We start from the raw sequence: 18052 nt of genomic DNA, 5'->3' as shown, positions 1-18052 counted from the left end.
ATTCTAATCGACCCCGAGAAGGGAAATGGCTGTCTCGCTTGGAAGCCCTTCGAAGGCGACATGACAGTTGAGATTGGCGTCGCGCCCAATCAGGCTGGCGGTTTCTTCGCCGCTTACAATCCGGCCTGGGTTCAGATTGAGGACGGATCAACCGGTATCGTGAACTTCGATTTTGGTGACGCAAAGTTTGAAGGCGAAGCCGTAGGTGTTTTTAAAAATGGCGTCCCCGGGGGGTATGCCTTTTTCGACAACCCTGCGTTTGTAACCGAATTCGGGAAACGCCAAAGCGTCACGATAATTGGTGAAAGTGGGGCTGAAGTAGAACTTGATCTGAGTGGGTCCTCAAAAGCCATCGAGGCCGTTTTGGCATGTCAGGCAGAACAGCCTGAAACCTTCACCTTGAAGAAACTGATTTAGGACAACAGTTGGGTCTTGTTGAATTACCGGTTTTGAGAAGTTCCCGTCGTCCAGTGCATTTGGGTCGACACTCCAAAACTCCAAATGATGGACTAGTTTCGTGGCAGCGTCTGTTGCTAGAATATCGAACAATGCTTGATTAGAAACATCGCCAGTTTGGGAGGCCTAAAATGCGACTTTAAGCTCCGCTAAGTCGAAATCATCCGGTCTGAAACCCTGTACTATTGCACTATCTAACTCATCAAAGAGTTCGTCCGACAATACATCGCGTGTCCACGCAGGAGTGAAGTCCCTCTCTTCGAAAATATCTACAATTTGTGTATGTTCAGTGCACGAAAGGTACGGAATCAATGCCGACGTTCTCTGCGACTAGCATCAGCGACTGCTCGCAGCCCAATGCAGATATGCCACAGTGACACGCGGGACGGGAAGTTGCCGTTATTTGCAGTCGCAAAGTTATTCATGGGAAACTTAAAAAGCGGCCATTCAGGTTCAGTATGACGATCCCGCGGCCGCACCTATGCCACCGAAGCGCACTGTAGAACGGTCAGTCTATTGTAGCGATTGTTCAGCGAGGAAAATCGACGTCACCTCAGTTTTCATAACGCCTAACAAAGCCTTAGTTAGTACTGGAGTAGATATCAACGTTTACGGATAAGCGGAGGGCGTCGCACCTCACAAACACATCTCAATCAGCATTTCAGGCAGTGCGAAAAGCAATCATGGTCAAGTCATCCAAACGTTCTTCATTCGTACTATAGTCTTGAAAAGCGCTGTGAATAGCCGACAATAGCTCTTCCGAACACGACCACTCTTCCTGTTCAAATACAGATACAACTCTCTGAAAACCAAAAGCTAAACGTTTTTCTCCACCTAATTGGTCAATCAAGCCGTCAGTTGAAACAAAAAAATCTGTGATTTGATCCAATTGAACTTCGTGTTCGAAAAATTTTGGGCCAATTGGAGTATCCACATACCCAATGCTCAGCTTGTCACCTCGGATTCGGTCAATGCCGGTATTGGATTTGACCAAAAGAGACATATGCGCACCTGCAAACGTCGCTATCCCTTTTGCTGAATCGATCTGGCATATCGCAGCGTCCATGCCGTCGTTGGAAGCCCCGTTTGCTGTATCCTGATTTAGAAGTGCACGCGTCAAATCGCTCAACTTAGACAGTGCCAGCGATGGGCTAAGCGTTTCATTTTCGAAGTAGAGCCGCTCGAGAGAAGCGATTGCTAACATAGTCATGAAGCCCCCAGGAACGCCATGACCTGTACAATCAATTACGGCGAGCGTCGAAATTGGGCCATCCGACTTAATCCAGTAGATATCTCCTCCAACCAAATCGCGAGGTTCCCATTTAACAGCAAAATCGGCAAATGCGGCATCACACTGACTTGTCGTGGGTAACAAACCCTGTTGAATTCGCGTGGCATAATTTACGCTTGCGACGATCTGATGGTGCGCCTCTCGGATTTCGTTGACTCGTTCAACCTCTCTATCCAGCATTGAATTATAGCTTTGAACTACTTTGCCAATCTCATCTTCCGACTCGTATGGGACAATCTGAGGGTCATCGTATCGCTCAAATCTTTCGATGGCTTTCAACATTTGGCCGAGAGGTCTGTTGATGAGCCACAAAAATGCAGCAGCGCCTGCTAAGATCAGTGCAAATCCGCCGAGAATTCCAAGAAGGACCACAACCCCTACTTCTGTCCTTAGCTCATTGTTCAAGATCTCCTGATCAATTCGGGCCAACATCGTGGTCGGCCCCGCTGCCGTAGGAACAGTAACGACGATGTCTAAGCCAGGTTTTTTTATTTTGTCGCATCCTATAGCAGGCCAGGAAACCAGAGTTTCTGAGCTTTGCTCTAAACTCTGTTCAGCGCAGATAACGTAAGGAAAACCCGAATAGACCGCCAGCAGGCTCGTTGCTTGCGCAAGATTTCCTGCTTCAACCAATTCCGCCAACGGGCGCGCGATACGATTGGCAATCGTTGCAACTTCCGCGGCAACCTGATCTGATTGAGCTTGCCTTTTGAATTCATAGTAAAAGAGAAGCACAATGGCGTTTAGCACGCCTCCGAGCAGGAGGGTCGCCAGAATATGCTTCAGGAATATTCGGCGCTTTAAGAAGGTCCAGAGTTTATGCACTAAACGCCTCTACAGTGTTTGGCATCTAGTTCCCGATGTTCTTCATCGCCGCCTGAAGAGCGCCACGATTATTGACGATCATCTGTACAACTTTGTAGTCCCCGGAAACTTCCCGAACTAGAAAGTCTGCGGTCACGGTGTCGCCACCTTCGGTTATCATTTCAGAGCAGACGAAATAGTCACTTCCCGCAAGAATAACCATTGGATGAACATTTGCAGGATAAACGGTTTCAAACGCGTTGGTGGTCGTGTCCAGATACGTGTAAGAACCGTCGACCATCACTCCATCAACATGTGAAATCATGGCGGATTGGAGCTTTGCCTTGACTTCAGTTGGAATGTCGGCCGCTGCTGCCGGGTTGGACGATATTACTACGGCGACCATACACAATAGCCTAATCATGCTAACCTCCCCACTAATAACACTGCACAATTGATACACTAAAAATGCATAAATGTGTATCTTATGATATTAAGGCCTGAATTGAACTTGGTGCCACCCAAGCATGACCAAGGGGAACAGATGCTTGCAAGCGAAGTCTACGAACTACGCGCCAACCTGCGCCGACAAGGCGTTGTCTTTGCATACAGTGGTTATGTAACTGAAGGTATCCTCAGTGGTGTTGGCGATGCGTTAAAGCAGAAATTAGTGTCTGAAGATGCTGACACCAAAACTCTCCGAAGCGTTTTCGCTGTTTTTGTCGAGCAAATGCAGAACATCATCAGATATTCTGTTGAACGGCTACCGACCGACGGTGAGACTGAGGTGCTGGACATAAGTTACGGCATTGTGACCATCGGAAACGAAGCCGGCGGCTATGTAGTTCATGCGGGCAATCTGATCCTTTTGAGTGACGTAGACAACATGCGAAGACGGCTTTCAGAACTACGCGCCATGAATCGTGAGGAACTTAGGGCCGCATACAAAGACCAACTCCGGTCAGAAACTGACGCTGTCGGCAATAGTGCAGGTATCGGGTTAATTGAAATTGCGCGTCGAGCGTCAAAGCCAATCGAATTTGATTTTATGCGGATTGACGATCAGCACGCATTCTTCGCACTCAAAGCGACGGTTTAAGAGGGTACGAATGCAAAATATTGATATCCCGGCAACAAACCGCACTCCGGCCGTCGCGTTCGATTTTGACGTTGGCCACCTCAAACTGATTGGGGAGTCCTACCCTGAGGATGTTACGACCTTCTACAACCCGTTGTTTGATGCTTTGAAAAGTTGGTTGTCGGATGGCTCAATATCCAAATGTCGTTTTGAATTTGAACTCATCTATTTCAATTCGTCCAGCGCCAAGGCCATCATGATGATCATGGAGCTTTTGGATTCCGCTGCTGAGGCGGGGAAAAGCGTTGACGTCTTTTGGTTTCACGACCCCGAAGACGAGACCATGGAAGAACTTGGGGAGGAGTTTGGGGAAGACTTGAAACATGCCAAATTCACACTGGAAAAGTTGTTGGATCGATGACTATCGACGATCTCTTTGTTCGCGAGAATGAGGCTTTGGAAGTCGCGGAAGCAGCGTTAAACAGTGGACAATTTCCGAATGATGAAACGCGCAAGTCAATTGAAAACCTTGTCGGAGAATACAGAAAGCTGCTCAGAACCACACGGCGCATGATGCGATTGAGTGATCGCAACGAGCGGGAACTGAATGCATTAGCCGAAAAACAGCGCATCGCCGCCGAAGAAGTTACCAAAAAAAACCAAGAGCTTGAGGCATTGTCAGGAAAGCTTGCCAAATACTTATCGCCTCAAGTCTACAACTCGATCTTTTCCGGTCGCCAAGAAGTTAAACTCGCGAGTAAGCGAAAAAAGCTGACAGTGTTTTTCTCGGACGTCGCCGGCTTCACAGAGCTTACGGATCAGATGGAGTCGGAAGATTTAACAGAACTCCTGAACAGCTACCTGACTGAAATGGCGGAAGTCGCTCTGAAACACGGTGCGACGATAGATAAGTTTATCGGCGATGCAATCCTTGTCTTCTTTGGAGACCCGGAGACTAAAGGTGTGCGGGAAGATGCTTTGGCATGCGTGAGAATGGCAATTGCAATGCGAGACAAGTTGGCAGAGTTGCAGGCAAAATGGAGGCGTCAAGGAATTAGACAACAGTTACAATGCCGTATTGGTATCAATACCGGCTTTTGTACTGTCGGAAACTTTGGGAGTGACGACCGTATGGACTACACCATTATTGGTGGGGCTGTGAACGTAGCTTCTAGGTTGGAGCATCAAGCCGACGAGGGTGCAATTTATATCTCGTACGAAACTTGGGCGCACGTAAACCACGAAGTAGAAACAGAAAAAGTCGGCGCCATCCAGGTAAAGGGTGTGGCTCAACCTGTCATGACCTACCGTGTCTTAGGTCAAAAGAATTCGAGACCGCGCGCAGAAAAAGTTGTATACGAAAACCCGAATTTTCGAATGGTGTTAGACCCGAGCTCAATGACATCAGAAGAACGCGCCGCGAGCTTAGAAATACTCAAGTTGGCGCTTGCTACACTCCGCAAAAACGAACACTGAAGTCGGGCAGCCAGTGTTTGAAAGTGTTTCGGCAACATCTCTGGAATATTCAAGAATTACGCTATGCTGTAGACAAGGTCAGTTATGTTCGCAGAATTAAATAGATGCCACCGGCCTCAATGCGCCGCGATAAGACGGTGGCTTTTCTTGCTGTACCGCGGCCATCACTCTTCGCATGCACTTGGCCGAGCTTGAAGGTGTCAGCTTGGGACCATTTCTAAATCGGACTCAAAGCTGCCGAGTTCAGCCGCAGCAACCAGATTTCATTGCAAGACCACACAGTGCCATAATAACCAATCGATGCACCCTGCAAAGAGGGCTCGCATCGCGCCCAAACAGCCGGCTGCTGCAAGGCGACCGGGTAGACACAAACTGAGCCAAAGGCAAGAAGTAGCCAAAGCACTCAATTAAGAATGTCGGCGATTGCACCGATCAGGTTCAGCACCTCATGTGTTTCGCGGTTTACTTCGTAAACGTAGTCTCCCGCTCGCACGTAATATCCATTGCGCCGTAGTCCCCAACGGCTGGGATCATCAATACGGACAAACCCATCATAGATGTAATCCCCGCGACGTTATTTCTTGGCCTGTCCAGGCGGTACGCACGGGACAGCCTTTTTCGCCAAGCCTGGCGGACAATGTCCAGATTTGGATTTCACATGGATTGGAGCGGTAGCGTCAGCCCCACTAACGTGCCCAACATTATGGCGCCACAGGCTGTGATCTGCATTTGCAATTGACGCGCCCTGTATGGTCAATGCCACCGCCAGAATTCCAACATTGCTTTTCATTCCCAGCGCCCTCTTTTGTTTATTGCCTATCTATTTTCCTGAACTCGTCTTGGCGAGTTCATCAGCGAAGAGTTGCTTTCCAATGCTGTAGATTGTTCACGAACGGAAACCATGTTCTGAGATTGTCATCGCACGACCCTACTAAAGTGCCAAGGCAGCATGCCGTTCGTCCACCTAGTCGCCCACTTATTCCGTTGTCTTTATTTCGCGAACAACATTAACGGAACGTGAACAATGTATTCTCAGAGTGTTCAAACAAACTGAGGCATAGTGCTCATGTTGGGTCGAACGAGTGGTAAACCGTTTGATCGCTGACAAGGGGAAACGCATGATCAAGTCTGCCTTTGTGATTGAAGAGTCCAGCACAACAGCTGTGATGCAAACCTCCGACAAAATTGTCGTAACACGTTTGTCAACCACGACCAAATCGAGCAGTGGTCGCTTCCCTCCTATCGAAAATGCATTAACTGAAATTGTCAAAAACAAGCGGCTTTTCGAGGCACAAAACAACGTTTGAAGGCAGTTCAGCAGACCCCCAAACAATTCCCGATATTCGTCCTAAATATTGGAATTGATAACTGAATCCCGCTCCGGTTTGGGGCGGGGTTTCTTTTTTGTACGCCCCAGGAAAAAAGACGTAACCTTTGGTGAATTCAATGAACTTCGGGCCAGCCGCTTCTCATCCTTGGGAAACATTTGGCTGGCCCGGCGCTTAGTGCTTGCGTGAGTGGTCAGCACTTCGAGTTGATTGACGGGAAGAGGCAGAGATCTTTCCTTACAGGCCCAACAGCGTCTTAACCTCTTCTTCAACGGCATCTGTGACTGGTTTGTTGGCCGCGGCTTCCAAGGCTTCCCGCTCATCCAATTCCTGTTCCTCAACCAAATCAGCGAGTTCCTGCACTTGTTCAGTCGCTTCTTCGTATTCGACGGCAGCCTGTCGTTCATCGTTCAGGTCCTGCGCTTCATCGACCGAACTGTCCAAATCCGCACGCGCTTCTTCCAGCTGTTCCTCGATCTCAGGGTCAGTTCCACCGGCGTCTTCGAGATCCTGTTCAAGGCCTTCGACCCTCTCTCGATTCTCCTGCACATCATCCAGTGCGGTGCGCAGATCTTCTTCTATCTCCGGAATTGTCCGCTCTGGAGGTTCCAATCCGATGAGTTCTTCCAATTGTTCCGCAAGCTCCTCGCGCAGCGGTTCTCCGGCCAGAACGGTATCTCGGTAGTTGGCAATTCGACCTACGCGGGAATTAGGTGCTGCGTTTGCTAATGCAGTTGCGCTGGCATTGGCTGCGTTTAGCGCTCCTAACTCAGAAGGGTGAGCACCAAGAAGTGCTGCCATCTTATTGCCCTTGGTTCGGACGGCTGGCCGAATGGATTCCTCGACAATTACAGTTTTCGAACGCTTCTTGCGCGTGCTCGGCGTTTGTTTGTCGCTAGTGGTCGAGCCTTTCTTGGAGGTGGCGACCGTTTTCGACTTACCTTTGCCGCTAAAGATATCCTTCAAGGAAAATCGACCGCCCTTGCCCGAAGCCGAGCGTGAAGATTTTGACTTCGAGTTGCCGACAGAAGAGTCCTTAGCACTTCGGCCATTGCGGCTTTTGTCGGCACCTTTTTTCCCGCCTTTGTTGCCGGCGGCACTGTGGTCACCACGGTCTCCGTTGGCAGAGTTCCCTTTGCCACCACTGTTACCTTTTCCTCCGCCGTTGCCTCCACCGTTTCCGTTGTCGCCGCCTTTGCCGTTTCCTCCACCATTACCTTTTCCGCCTCCTTTGCCTTTACCTTCCTTTGCAAAGGCAACATCCGGCACGGCAACGGTGGCGACTATGGCTGCTGATCCCAGCAACGCGATTGCCAGAGTAGATGCTTTTAGCAGTCCCAAACTGGTGGTCTTCATATCAACCTCCTACGTGGAAATCAGCGGGCATCAGTTCCTCGAACCAATTCGCTGTGTTCAATCGTCTTGATTCAAGTAAGAATCTTCAAAGTTGGTTGCCATTTAACTTGAGCGTGCTTGAACGCAGGGCTAACTGCTTGTTCATCATCGGTTCATGTCGAACGACGTAGTCTCCAGCCGGGAATTACGAGGACTTTCATGCGTGCGAAGGCGTTCTTGGTGGTTGCAAGCTTGCTTGTTGCTTTGCCCATTGGCGAAGCGGCAGCACAGACACGTGAGCTTAAGCAAGGTGAACTGCGCAAGGCGACCCTGACTGGTGCAACTATCCGGTTAAATCGGGTTATCAAAGGTGTCGAGAAAGCCTATGGCGGCACCCCGGTCGATGCGCGTGCGTTTCAGGCGGATCAGATATACTATCGCATTCTGGTCAAAAAGCCTGATGGAAAAATTGTCAGTGTAATTGTGAATGCCCAGACAGGAACGGTCGTTTCCAATCGATCCAGTGTTGGTCGTCAAATTTCGAATGCAGCCCGCTCGAACCCCGCCAATGCCAACAATAGTCGCAATACCAACAGTAACCGTGGCGCATCTGCGAGCCGTGGAAACAACGGAAACAATGGCAATGCCAGCGGTAACGGCAACAGCGGCGGCAACGGCGGCGGCAATGGCGGCGGTAACGGCAACGGCGGCGGTAATGGCGGCGGTAACGGCAACGGCGGTGGTAATGGGGGTGGCAACTCTGGCGGGAACGGCAATGGCAACGGCGGCGGTAACGGGGGCGGCAATGGCGGTGGTAACGGGGGCGGCAATGGCGGTGGTAACGGGGGCGGAAACGGCAATGGTAACGGCAACGGTAATAAATAGTGCTTAAACTAAACCCGTTGTGACTGTAGTTTTTGAATATGAGAGTACTTCTGGCCGAAGATGAGCCGCAGCTATGCGAGCAGATTAAGAAACTTCTAAGTGCAGAAGGTCGCGTGGTAGATGTGACCAATAATGGAACTGACGCCTTGCACATGGGTGCGACTGAACCTTACGACATGATTATCCTCGACATTGGGTTGCCGGAACGCGATGGTATTTCTGTCCTGCGCGAATGGCGCAGCGCAGGCGTCAAGACACCTGTATTGATCCTGACGGCTCGCGATGGTTGGAGCGAGCGCGTGGATGGTCTTGACGCGGGCGCGGATGACTACATGACCAAGCCGTTTCACATGCCCGAGCTTGCAGCACGTGTCCGCGCAATCCTGCGCAGACAGAGCGGTCAGTTGAATCCAGTGATCGAAATGGGCGATGTCTCCCTCGATACACGAAACGGACGGGTTAGTGTTGACGGAATTCCCGTCGATTTGACCGCGCAAGAGATCGCAGTCCTGACATACCTTGCGCACAATATCGGGCGCATGGTGTCGCGCACCGAGTTGTCAGAGCACATTTACGAATACGACGGCGACCGTGACTCGAACACTATTGCTGTTTTCATAACCCGGCTGCGTAAAAAACTGGGCTCCGACCTTATTACAACGGTCAGAGGGCGCGGTTATATGATCGATTCCGCCTGATGTTATCGCTTCGCCAACGCGCTTTGCTTGGCGGCCTCGCCACTGGCACACTCTCTGTCGGCGTTGGAACCTTGGTCGTGTTTTCGTACATCAATACCCGTGTCCTGGAGCAGTTCGATGAGACGCTGCGCGACAGGCACACACAACTCGTTGTCGGGCTGAGCGCAACGACGGACGCCCCGGAGGCTCTGCGTGATCTCATGTTCGACCCGGCCTATGGAACGCCTTTTTCAGGCAGATACTGGCAGGTGACGAATGGAAATGGGGCTACATTTACATCCGCTTCGCTCTTTGATGAAACAATATCCGAACCTGCACATCCGAGTGAAGAGGCAATCACCTGGAACACTTCTGGCCCAGATAATGAGGCCGTTCGCAGTGTCTTTCAAAAAATCACGTTCGAAGACGGAACCGAATGGGGCGTGACGGTCGCTGAAAGCAGGCTTGAACTGATCAGAGAACGCAGGGCCGCGCAGAACAATTTGCTGCCGGTTTTTGGGTTGGTCGGTCTGATCGGAGTTGCGGGGTCACTTTTGTTGATGTCTGCAATTGTTGGCCCCCTCAGGAAACTGCGCGCAGATGTGGCGCATCGCTGGGATCAGGGAGACGATCTGAAACCGGCAGACTATCCAGAAGAGGTTTCACCACTTGTCGAGGACCTCAATCAATTGCTGCACAGAAACCGCGAGATCGTGTCTGGTTCCCGACGGCAAGCAGCTGACCTGGCGCACGCGCTTAAAACGCCTACAGCAATACTGCGAAACGAATTGACAAGTTTGTCGGATAAAGGGGCAGACACTGAACCTGCCGACGAGGCGCTGAACAGGATTGATGCTCAGCTTAAGCGTTCTCTTGCGCGCATGCGGGCGTCAAACACAGCTGAACTTACGCACTCGCGAACCGATCTTTCGGATTCAGTCGCCAGGCTATCCAGATTGTTTTCGGTGATGGCAGAGCGCGAAGGAAAATCACTGACAACAGTTTGCGAGAATGGGCTTCAGGTCCGAATGGACACTCAGGACGTTGAAGAAGTGATTGGAAACCTCCTCGACAACGCGCTCAAGTGGTGTCGAACGACAACTCACTTCACTGCAAAACGTGTTGAGGGCGGCATTGAAATTTGCATTGAGGATGATGGGCCTGGAATTCCGAAAGTTGCACGTGAGGGGGTGCTTCGTTCCGGGGGGCGGCTGGACACTTCTGTCAGCGGCACTGGATTGGGTTTGGCAATAACAGTCGACTTGTTGAACGCTTACGGCTGCAAGTTGAATCTGGAGAAGTCCACAAACTTTGGCGGATTGGCCAGCCATGTATTTATTTCATCGCTAACATGATTGTATTGGGCTCGAACCGTTCCTTGATCTCCCGCAACTGAAGGGTAGCTTCGTCCGCGGACTGTGAGCTCACAGGCCGGAGGCTACCTTGGTGTTACCAGAAAGCAGTTTGACCTGCTTCGCGCGTCAGAATTGATCAACGAGGTTACCGCTGAATAACGTCCTCCACTGGTTGATGGTTGCATTGACAGTGAATGCCTAAAAGATCTCACAACAAACATTCGAAACTGCACTCAAGCTCAAGCTGGAGAAACCATGCCGTTCAATCAACTCAACCTGAGGCGCACAACAGATCGAGTTGCTTTGATGCATGTGTTACGACAAATCTCCTCAGGCGCTATTAAGCCTGTGGTTGCGAACAAAGACATGCGACTTGGAGAGCTTCATATTTTAGTTTCCGATATCGACCGCGAATTTGGGACGCAGTGGCTATCAAAAGACTGGACCGCCAATGATGTTGCGAAACTGACGGGCTGGAAGGCTCAGGCTGTGACGCACTGGTGTAAGTTGGGCCTGCTCGGATCTCGTACAGTTTCACATGGCGGGGGGGAGTCTTTCTTGGTCAGACCGCAGCAGCTTGCGGATTTCCAAAGCCAGTACATGCCCGTTGCGCCACTGGCAAGGTCAAGAGGTAAAACGTCCCGAAAGCTTCTGTCTAACTTTGAGAGCAAAGCGATTGAGACCGATGGCGCACAATTTGAGGGTAAAACCACACGGTGACACTTGGTGAAACTGAGTGATCTGGCTTCACTGCTGTCCGAGGCTGCTTGGTGCTCGCCTGCACCATCCGAAAAGTGCATCACTGATGTACTCTGCCCGATTGCTTGTTCATGGTCGCGCGACACATGTAAGGCCGAGATATCGAGATCTAACATAAGTCGTGATTATGGAGCGGTTGTGCCCTCGTCAGCCAACCACCCGCTGCGTCCGAACATCGGCCACTCCTGAATATTCGTTCAGCGGCCACCATAAGCCGAAAGTTCAAAAATGTTTTTCTGCACACTAAGGTCGGCGATGCGCAGATAGCGAACTTTGCAAAATTTCGTGGGACGTCAGCTCCGAGCCCAAAGCCTCGGCGCAATTTCCATCACTCTGTCTGCCCTGCAAAATGGTTACAGCTAAGGCTGTAACGAAGACTCGTAGTCCTCGGTTTTACGCCGTTCCCTTCAATTATTGTTGTTTTAATTGACACATTGCCTTGCATGCGATCCGCTAAACTACGCATCTGTTTTAACGCAAGGATTTGATGTCATGCCAGAATCGCTCAACCTGCAAAAATTTGAAAACCTAAGTCCTTTCCAGATCAAAGACGAACTTATCAAGTTGGCGCAAAAAGAGGCGCGGCAGATGGCTCTGCCATACCTTAATGCCGGTCGAGGGAACCCTAACTGGATCGCCACTAAAGCGCGGGAGGCATTTTTCCTTTTAGGGCAGTTCGCTATGACAGAAGCACAGCGCCATCTTAATGAGCCGCAGGTCGGTCTGGCTGGGATGCCGCAGGGGCCAGGCTGTTATGACCGGCTAAAAGCATATTGTGCCAAATCGGTCGAAAGAAACGGCCCTCCAGGTGCGGAAACTTTGGTAGCCGTAGTGGATTTTGCGATTGAAAAATTTGGTTTTGCACCGGATGATTTCGTGCTCGAGTTGACCGACGGTATTGTCGGCGACCACTACCCGATGCCCGACCGGTGCATGGAGCACAACGAGGCGATTGTCCACGAATACGTTATGTGGGCGATGTGCGCGGGGCACCGACCGGATGCGAAGTTCGATATCTACGCAGTTGAGGGTGGAACCGCTGCGATGTGTTATATCTTCAAGGCACTCAAGAACCAGCGGTTGCTGAATGCCGGCGACACCATTGCGTTGGGCACACCGATTTTCACGCCCTATCTGGAAATGCCGGTACTTGAAGACTATGGGCTGAAAACAGTGGATGTATCTTCGAAAGAAGAGGACCAATTTCAACTGAACGACGATGATTTCGAACTTTTGTCCGACCCGAAAGTCAAAGCACTATTTCTGGTCAACCCGGGCAACCCGTCTTCAGTCGCTATCAGCCCCGAGGTCACGACTCGGCTTGTCGAGTTCGTAAAGAACCGCCGCCCGGACCTGATTATTTTGACTGACGATGTTTACGGGACCTTCGTTCCAAATTTTCAGTCGATCTTGGGGCATCTGCCTGAGAACACCATCGGGGTTTATTCCTACTCCAAGTATTTTGGTTGCACCGGTTGGCGCTTGGGCGCGATTTTGGTGGCCGAGAACAACATCTTCGACAAGATGATTGCGGAGGCTCCGGACGAAACCAAAGCCGTTGTCAACGCCCGGTACGAAACGTTGACGCCTGATCCATCCTCGTTCAAGTTCATCGACCGGATCGTCGCCGACAGCCGCGATGTTGCGCTGAACCACACCGCAGGTCTATCACTCCCGCAGCAGGTGATGATGACTTTGTTTTCACTGGTCGAGCTTATTGACGAAGAGAAGGCCTATCAGAAATTCTGCTGGGGTATTCTGAAACATCGCTTTGACGAATTGGTCGAAGGGATGGGCATCGAAGTTCCAGATAACCCGCTATTCGACAAATACTACGGTATCATCGACTTCGAATTCTGGCTCCGTAAATACGTGGGCGAAGAGGTGGTCGAATGGATTAAGGAGAATGTCCACCCGCTAGATATATCCTTCAAACTGGCTCAGGACCACGGGATCGTTTTGCTGAATGGATCGGGCTTTGACGCGCCCAACTGGTCAGCGCGGGTATCGTTCGCCAATTTGGATGATAGCGCTTACCGCCAGATCGGAAGAGCGGTGCGCGCGGTGGCCACTGGTTACGTGCAGGCCTACCGTGCCTCGAAAGGACTGCCTTTGCACGGTTGAGATCTAGCAATAGCAAAGAGGAAAGGATCAGCGTGATGATTGGCACACACGCTGATCCCACCCTTCCAAGTTAGGACCACGGTTGTTGCGCCCATTTCCGATTTGACTCACGGAACAAAAGCCACAACCAACGGTCCCCAGAGCGTCAGGAAGATGTTGGCCACGGCATAGGTCATGGTGAAGGCTGGTGTGGGAGTTGAGTTTCCGGCCTTTTCCAATAGTGTCGCAAAACCGGGATTGCCCGAGCGTGATCCGGTCACAACCGCACAGGCCTCAATCGGGTTTTTTATACGCAGGGCGAAATAGTTGATTGGGAACTGCACGATCATGGGCATCAAAGTAACCACTACACCCAACAGCAGCAGCGTGATCCCGTATTCCTGAATCGCCTCTAGTGCGGGCTTGCCTGCATTGAGGCCAACGACACCAACAAACACAGCTAATCCAAAGCTCTGAAGGAAATTCGCGGCCCCACGGTTAATACCGCCGATCTTGGGTCGGCGGATGCGCATGTAGCCGATGATCAACCCTGTAACTAGGCAACCGAGGCCGGACCCCAAAGCCACCTTGGTTCCTGCGATGACAAAACTGATCTCTCCTATCAGAAAGCCGATGGCGACGCCGATCCCCAATGCAATGAAATTGGTTACCGAGGCCGAAGGCGGAACGTAGCCCGCAACTTTCGCAACTCGATTCAGATCGTCCTTGTGACCGACAATACTGACCTCGTCACCTGCGTGTATCTCGGTGTTGTGCAGGACAGGGACATCATGGCCCATGCGGGTGATCTTTGAGATGTGAACACCGCGCCTCTGATCCGCTGTCAGAGCCTCGCTCAATTCTGCCAACGTTTTGCCAGTCAGTTTGCGGTTGGTGACCACTACGTTACGACGTTCCTCTACAACCGTCAGTTCAGGAGGATACTCTCCGATTTCACCACTGGCGCTACGCTCGAACTGGGTCAAAGTCGCTACGAGGCCAGAGACGACCACAACGTCTCCGGCATTGACCACTGTTTCAGGATTCGGATCCACAGGAGCGCCATCGTGGAGTAACCGTTCAACGATTAGATCACCATCATAACCGCTTTCGATGTCTTTGACGGTTTTTCCGGCAATGGTTGCATCGGCATTTACCTGATAGGCTCGGGCGTCAAACCGGTTCATAGGAAGGAACTCACCTTCCTCTAGTTTGCGACCGCCGCCGCTGAGTTTCTGAGCCAGCTTAATCGCTTCTTGCCGCAGGTCGACACGCATGATGATTGGAATGACACTAACTGCCAATATTGGGCCGATCGAGCCGAAGATATAAGTAACCGAGTATCCTACGGCGATGTTGGTTTTTAGCTTTTCTGCCTCATCTGCGGCCAGCCCAAGCAGATCGATGGCATTTCCAGCGGTGCCGATGATTGCAGACTGTGTCAGACCACCAGCGGCCAATCCAGCCGCCAACCCTTTGTCCAAGCCGGCCAACCGGGCAACAACAATAACAAAAAACAACCCCCAGAGGGTCATCATAAACGCGGCAAGTAACTTGGTCAGCGCAGTTCGGTTCAAGGCCGCAAAAAATTGAGGCCCGCCATTATAGCCGACCATAAATATAAAGAGGGAAAAGAAAACATTCTGAACATCGGTGCTAAGGTTGATACCGCCGATCTGGCCAATGAAGACCGCCACCAACAACGTGCCAGCGATGCCCCCCAGTTCGAACTTGCCGACCCGAAACTTCCCTACGCCGTATCCCAGACCCAGACAAAGAAACAGTGCCATGATCGGGAAGGCGCGCAGTTGTTCTGTAATCAATTCCATTGTGAAATCTCCCGCGTCCCAACGGTGGTCCTTTCCGTTCAAGATACAGCGCCTTACTGTATTGAAAACAAAAAATTTAGACGACGGGCGGGGTGCGAACTTTTCGAAAGTACTTGGAACAAAATTTTTTGAAGGGCAGATTCATTTGGAACCTAAAAAGCTATTTCTTGGAATGTAGGTCACGCCATTCACTCTTTGTTTTTTTGGGGAGTGAGTTTTGGCCATCTCGATGGATTTTTGTGTTCCCTTCGGACATGCTGCAGATATTCACGTAAGTTGCAGCGAATGGCGGTTGTTTTTCTGACCTGATCTGCAGGAATGAAGCCATAAGTTTGAACCTCGGGCGACTATGTACAGGACAGCGTCTTCATAAACGCAGTTAAGTATTCAGTCTCTTTCTCTGAGAATTTCAGTTCCGAGAATATGGCGGCGTTGTTGGCGTGCAACTTTTCTTGAGTCTATTGGAAAACAACCAACAAATTTACGCTAGGGAAAAGACGGTCATCCAAGCTGGCAGCTTTTTGCGCTGACCCGACAAGTGCGCCTCAAATCCAATGTCCGCTTCAGGCTGAGATTAGCCAATCGAACGGATTGCGGATAATGGTGCCTCTGAACTCATTTCAGAAGTGTGCTTTTGCAGATGCTCGCGCATTCGAAAAAGAAATGGATCGCAGTCGTCAGATGCATTCTGCGGCCCGTCCAGAGTGGTAGCGACTAAATGCAAGGGATCGGCGCTGAACGTCCAAACGATGCTGTGGACGAGGCGGCCCTGTTGAATCTAATGTCATTACAGTATCGGCGGAGTTGGGCGGGTTATGGCGACATTTGTATTGGTCCATGGAGCGTGGCAAGGGGGATGGTGCTGGGCTCGCGTAGCCGCCCTTCTGCGCAAGGAGAGCCACGACGTTTTCACCCCGACACTGACAGGGTTGGGTGAACGTGCTCACCTCGTGAGTGACGAAACCGATCTGGCCATGCATATCGAAGATGTCCTAGGGGTAATCAAGTGCGAAGAACTCTCTGACATTGTTTTGTGCGGTCATAGCTATGGCGGCATGGTTGTCACCGGAGTGGCGGATAAAGCGCCCGACCACATTCGCTCACTTGTGTACCTCGATGCGCTCGTGCCGGACGATGGGCAGGCGGCCTTGGATGTTTTGCCTGCGGATATCGCGGCAGGGCTTCGTGATAGTGCCGTCGATGGCAAAGTCGCGCCGGGCCCAGCGGAGGCTTTTTCGGTGAATGGAGCAGACTGTGCGTGGGTGGACCGCCGAAATGTCGCCCAACCAATCAAGACACTTGAGCAACCGATTCAACTGGTGAGCGGCGGAGCCGAGCTGTCAAAGCGGACCTACATCTATGCCACCGGCTGGGTCCCAGGGCTTGGCCAACCATTTTTCGAGCGATATCAACATCAGTCGGGGTGGACGGCGATTTCGGTGCCATTCGGGCACTACGTGATGATCGATAGGCCTGACGACTTGGCCCGAATGCTAATGTCCGCAATTTGAACTTGGCCGCCGGCTCCTGCACGAGCGCGCGGACAGCGAATTCGCCCGCATAGGAGTGGTTATTGCTTCCTTCCCGATTGTCCTACTTCAACCACCGCTTCGGGGAAGATGTTGCACATCAATACGTCAACCAGGAGGTCTCGCACCATTAAATTTTTAGCGGCTTGTTGATTTGAGCTGAGTGGATTCCACGTACCGTCATACAGCTCAGTCGAGATTGACTGGCTACAACAGATGTGCGGATTTTAGTGCCTCTATAACGTATTGCCGAACCGCAGCGACCTGCGGAGCGGCCAAGCGTTCAAGGCGGCAAAGTAAATTCAGGGGAACTGGTTCGGTAGACCATTCAGGAAGAAGGCGCACGAGGTTGCCAGCGCGTTCATCCTGTTGCGCCAGCAATGTGGGCAGCATGGCAACTGCATGCCCCGTTAAAACTGCTGTAATTGCGAGCTCCATCGTATTGACTCGCAAGCCGACGGGCGGCGCAACGGCCTCACTTTGACCTGCTTCGTTCTTGAATAGCCATTTGCCTGATTCTTGTGTGCGCAAAACGCATGACACCGAGAGTAAATCAGCAGGCTGGTTGACGGTTCTCATCCGCTCCAATAGCAGCGGGCTCGCGTAAGGTGCCCGCTGCGCTGGCGGTAAGGCTGCCGAGATGAACCGTCCTTTATCGGCGGGGCCGGTCCTGAATGCCAGATCGATGTCTTCTGTCGCAAAATCCGACCTGGAATCGTCTGCATGAAGCTCAAGTTCGACATTTGGATAGCGGGATTGAAGCCCAGTCAGGAGCGGGACAAATACGGTGCCAAGCAGGCTATTGGGGCCCGAGACCGACACTCGACCAGCAATCTTCCCGCCTCTGGCGAAGCCAAGCTCTGCCTCTGCCTCAAGCGCTGCGTCAACAGGCCCCGTGCAGATCTCGAATATTCTGCGCCCGGCTGAGGTCGGGGTCACCGCCCGACCTGACCGGTCCAGCAATACCAGCCCCAATTCAGCTTCGAACAGCGCAAGCTTCTGACTGATCGAGGATTTCGTGGTGTTCAGCTCCGCCGCTGCTGCACTCATCGAGCCAGCACGAACAGTAGCCACCAGGGCCTTGGCGCAGGAATAGAATCTATCGTTCATAATTACGAACAGTAGTTAACAAAGGGATCATTTTCCA

The 18052-nt window shown here is 51.5% G+C and carries 17 protein-coding genes; 11 read left to right on the top strand and 6 right to left on the bottom strand.

The window, feature by feature from the left end:
• Positions 1-417, top strand: a 417-nt coding sequence (locus DHN12_RS14565; RefSeq protein ID WP_108860872.1) for a hypothetical protein, incomplete at its 5' end; no start/stop codon positions are given.
• Here the strand turns inward: DHN12_RS14565 and DHN12_RS24835 are convergent.
• The 3 genes from DHN12_RS24835 to DHN12_RS14550 form a co-directional block, all read right to left on the bottom strand.
• Entirely contained in the window at positions 343-549 is a 207-nt protein-coding gene (locus DHN12_RS24835) for a hypothetical protein (protein WP_234416649.1), read from the bottom strand. The two genes, DHN12_RS14565 and DHN12_RS24835, sit on opposite strands and share 75 nt — an antisense overlap.
• 568 nt (positions 550-1117) lie before the next feature.
• Positions 1118-2572 carry a SpoIIE family protein phosphatase gene (locus tag DHN12_RS14555; RefSeq protein WP_159090040.1) on the bottom strand — a complete coding sequence of 485 codons (1455 nt, stop codon included), beginning with the start codon at positions 2570-2572 and terminating at the stop codon, positions 1118-1120.
• Between the two features lie 25 nt (positions 2573-2597).
• Positions 2598-2975, bottom strand: a complete 378-nt coding sequence (locus DHN12_RS14550; protein WP_159090039.1) for a hypothetical protein — start codon at positions 2973-2975, stop codon at positions 2598-2600.
• 120 nt (positions 2976-3095) lie between these two features.
• On the opposite strand from DHN12_RS14550, the gene DHN12_RS14545 reads away from it, so the two are divergent.
• The 4 genes from DHN12_RS14545 (at position 3096) to DHN12_RS14525 (ending at position 6412) form a co-directional block, all read left to right on the top strand.
• Complete coding sequence (locus tag DHN12_RS14545; RefSeq protein WP_108860847.1) at positions 3096-3650, top strand: SiaB family protein kinase; 555 nt, start codon at positions 3096-3098, stop codon at positions 3648-3650.
• Between the two features lie 10 nt (positions 3651-3660).
• Entirely contained in the window at positions 3661-4050 is a 390-nt protein-coding gene (locus DHN12_RS14540) for a DUF1987 domain-containing protein (protein WP_108860846.1), read from the top strand.
• The gene (locus tag DHN12_RS14535) at positions 4047-5105 is read left to right on the top strand and encodes an adenylate/guanylate cyclase domain-containing protein (RefSeq protein ID WP_108860845.1); all 1059 of its coding nucleotides are present in this window, start codon (positions 4047-4049) and stop codon (positions 5103-5105) included. The genes DHN12_RS14540 and DHN12_RS14535 overlap by 4 nt, the downstream gene beginning before the upstream one ends.
• 1118 nt (positions 5106-6223) lie before the next feature.
• Positions 6224-6412 carry a hypothetical protein gene (locus DHN12_RS14525; protein WP_159090038.1) on the top strand — a complete coding sequence of 63 codons (189 nt, stop codon included), beginning with the start codon at positions 6224-6226 and terminating at the stop codon, positions 6410-6412.
• Positions 6413-6670: 258 nt separating this feature from the next.
• Here DHN12_RS14525 and DHN12_RS14520 read toward each other — a convergent pair whose 3' ends face one another.
• Positions 6671-7789 carry a hypothetical protein gene (locus DHN12_RS14520; protein ID WP_108860843.1) on the bottom strand — a complete coding sequence of 373 codons (1119 nt, stop codon included), beginning with the start codon at positions 7787-7789 and terminating at the stop codon, positions 6671-6673.
• Positions 7790-7987: 198 nt separating this feature from the next.
• On the opposite strand from DHN12_RS14520, the gene DHN12_RS24635 reads away from it, so the two are divergent.
• The 5 genes from DHN12_RS24635 to DHN12_RS14495 all read left to right on the top strand — a co-directional run bounded on the left by DHN12_RS24635 (position 7988) and on the right by DHN12_RS14495 (position 13568).
• Complete coding sequence (locus tag DHN12_RS24635) at positions 7988-8653, top strand: PepSY domain-containing protein (protein ID WP_199913512.1); 666 nt, start codon at positions 7988-7990, stop codon at positions 8651-8653.
• A 38-nt stretch (positions 8654-8691) separates the two neighbouring features.
• Positions 8692-9351, top strand: a complete 660-nt coding sequence (locus DHN12_RS14510) for a response regulator transcription factor (RefSeq protein ID WP_108860842.1) — start codon at positions 8692-8694, stop codon at positions 9349-9351.
• Complete coding sequence (locus DHN12_RS14505) at positions 9351-10685, top strand: HAMP domain-containing sensor histidine kinase (protein ID WP_108860841.1); 1335 nt, start codon at positions 9351-9353, stop codon at positions 10683-10685. Before DHN12_RS14510 ends, DHN12_RS14505 begins: the two co-directional genes overlap by 1 nt.
• Before the next feature lie 255 nt (positions 10686-10940).
• Positions 10941-11405, top strand: a complete 465-nt coding sequence (locus DHN12_RS14500) for a hypothetical protein (protein ID WP_108860840.1) — start codon at positions 10941-10943, stop codon at positions 11403-11405.
• 531 nt (positions 11406-11936) lie between these two features.
• The gene (locus DHN12_RS14495) at positions 11937-13568 is read left to right on the top strand and encodes a bifunctional aspartate transaminase/aspartate 4-decarboxylase (protein WP_108860839.1); all 1632 of its coding nucleotides are present in this window, start codon (positions 11937-11939) and stop codon (positions 13566-13568) included.
• 107 nt (positions 13569-13675) lie between these two features.
• Here DHN12_RS14495 and aspT read toward each other — a convergent pair whose 3' ends face one another.
• The gene (gene aspT, locus DHN12_RS14490) at positions 13676-15376 is read right to left on the bottom strand and encodes an aspartate-alanine antiporter (protein ID WP_108860838.1); all 1701 of its coding nucleotides are present in this window, start codon (positions 15374-15376) and stop codon (positions 13676-13678) included.
• Positions 15377-16191: 815 nt separating this feature from the next.
• Here aspT and DHN12_RS14485 point away from each other — a divergent pair.
• Complete coding sequence (locus DHN12_RS14485; RefSeq protein ID WP_108860837.1) at positions 16192-16887, top strand: alpha/beta fold hydrolase; 696 nt, start codon at positions 16192-16194, stop codon at positions 16885-16887.
• 225 nt (positions 16888-17112) lie between these two features.
• Here the strand turns inward: DHN12_RS14485 and DHN12_RS14480 are convergent, their stop codons facing one another.
• Positions 17113-18015: a LysR family transcriptional regulator gene (locus tag DHN12_RS14480; RefSeq protein ID WP_108860836.1), complete on the bottom strand. Its 903-nt coding sequence runs from the start codon at positions 18013-18015 to the stop codon at positions 17113-17115.
• Between the last annotated feature and the right edge of the window lie 37 nt (positions 18016-18052).

The organism is Ruegeria sp. Alg231-54, assembly GCF_900143525.1.
GTDB lineage: Bacteria > Pseudomonadota > Alphaproteobacteria > Rhodobacterales > Rhodobacteraceae > Ruegeria.
The sequence above is the reverse complement of the archived record's forward strand: the minus strand, read 5'-3'. Positions and strand labels throughout refer to the sequence as shown.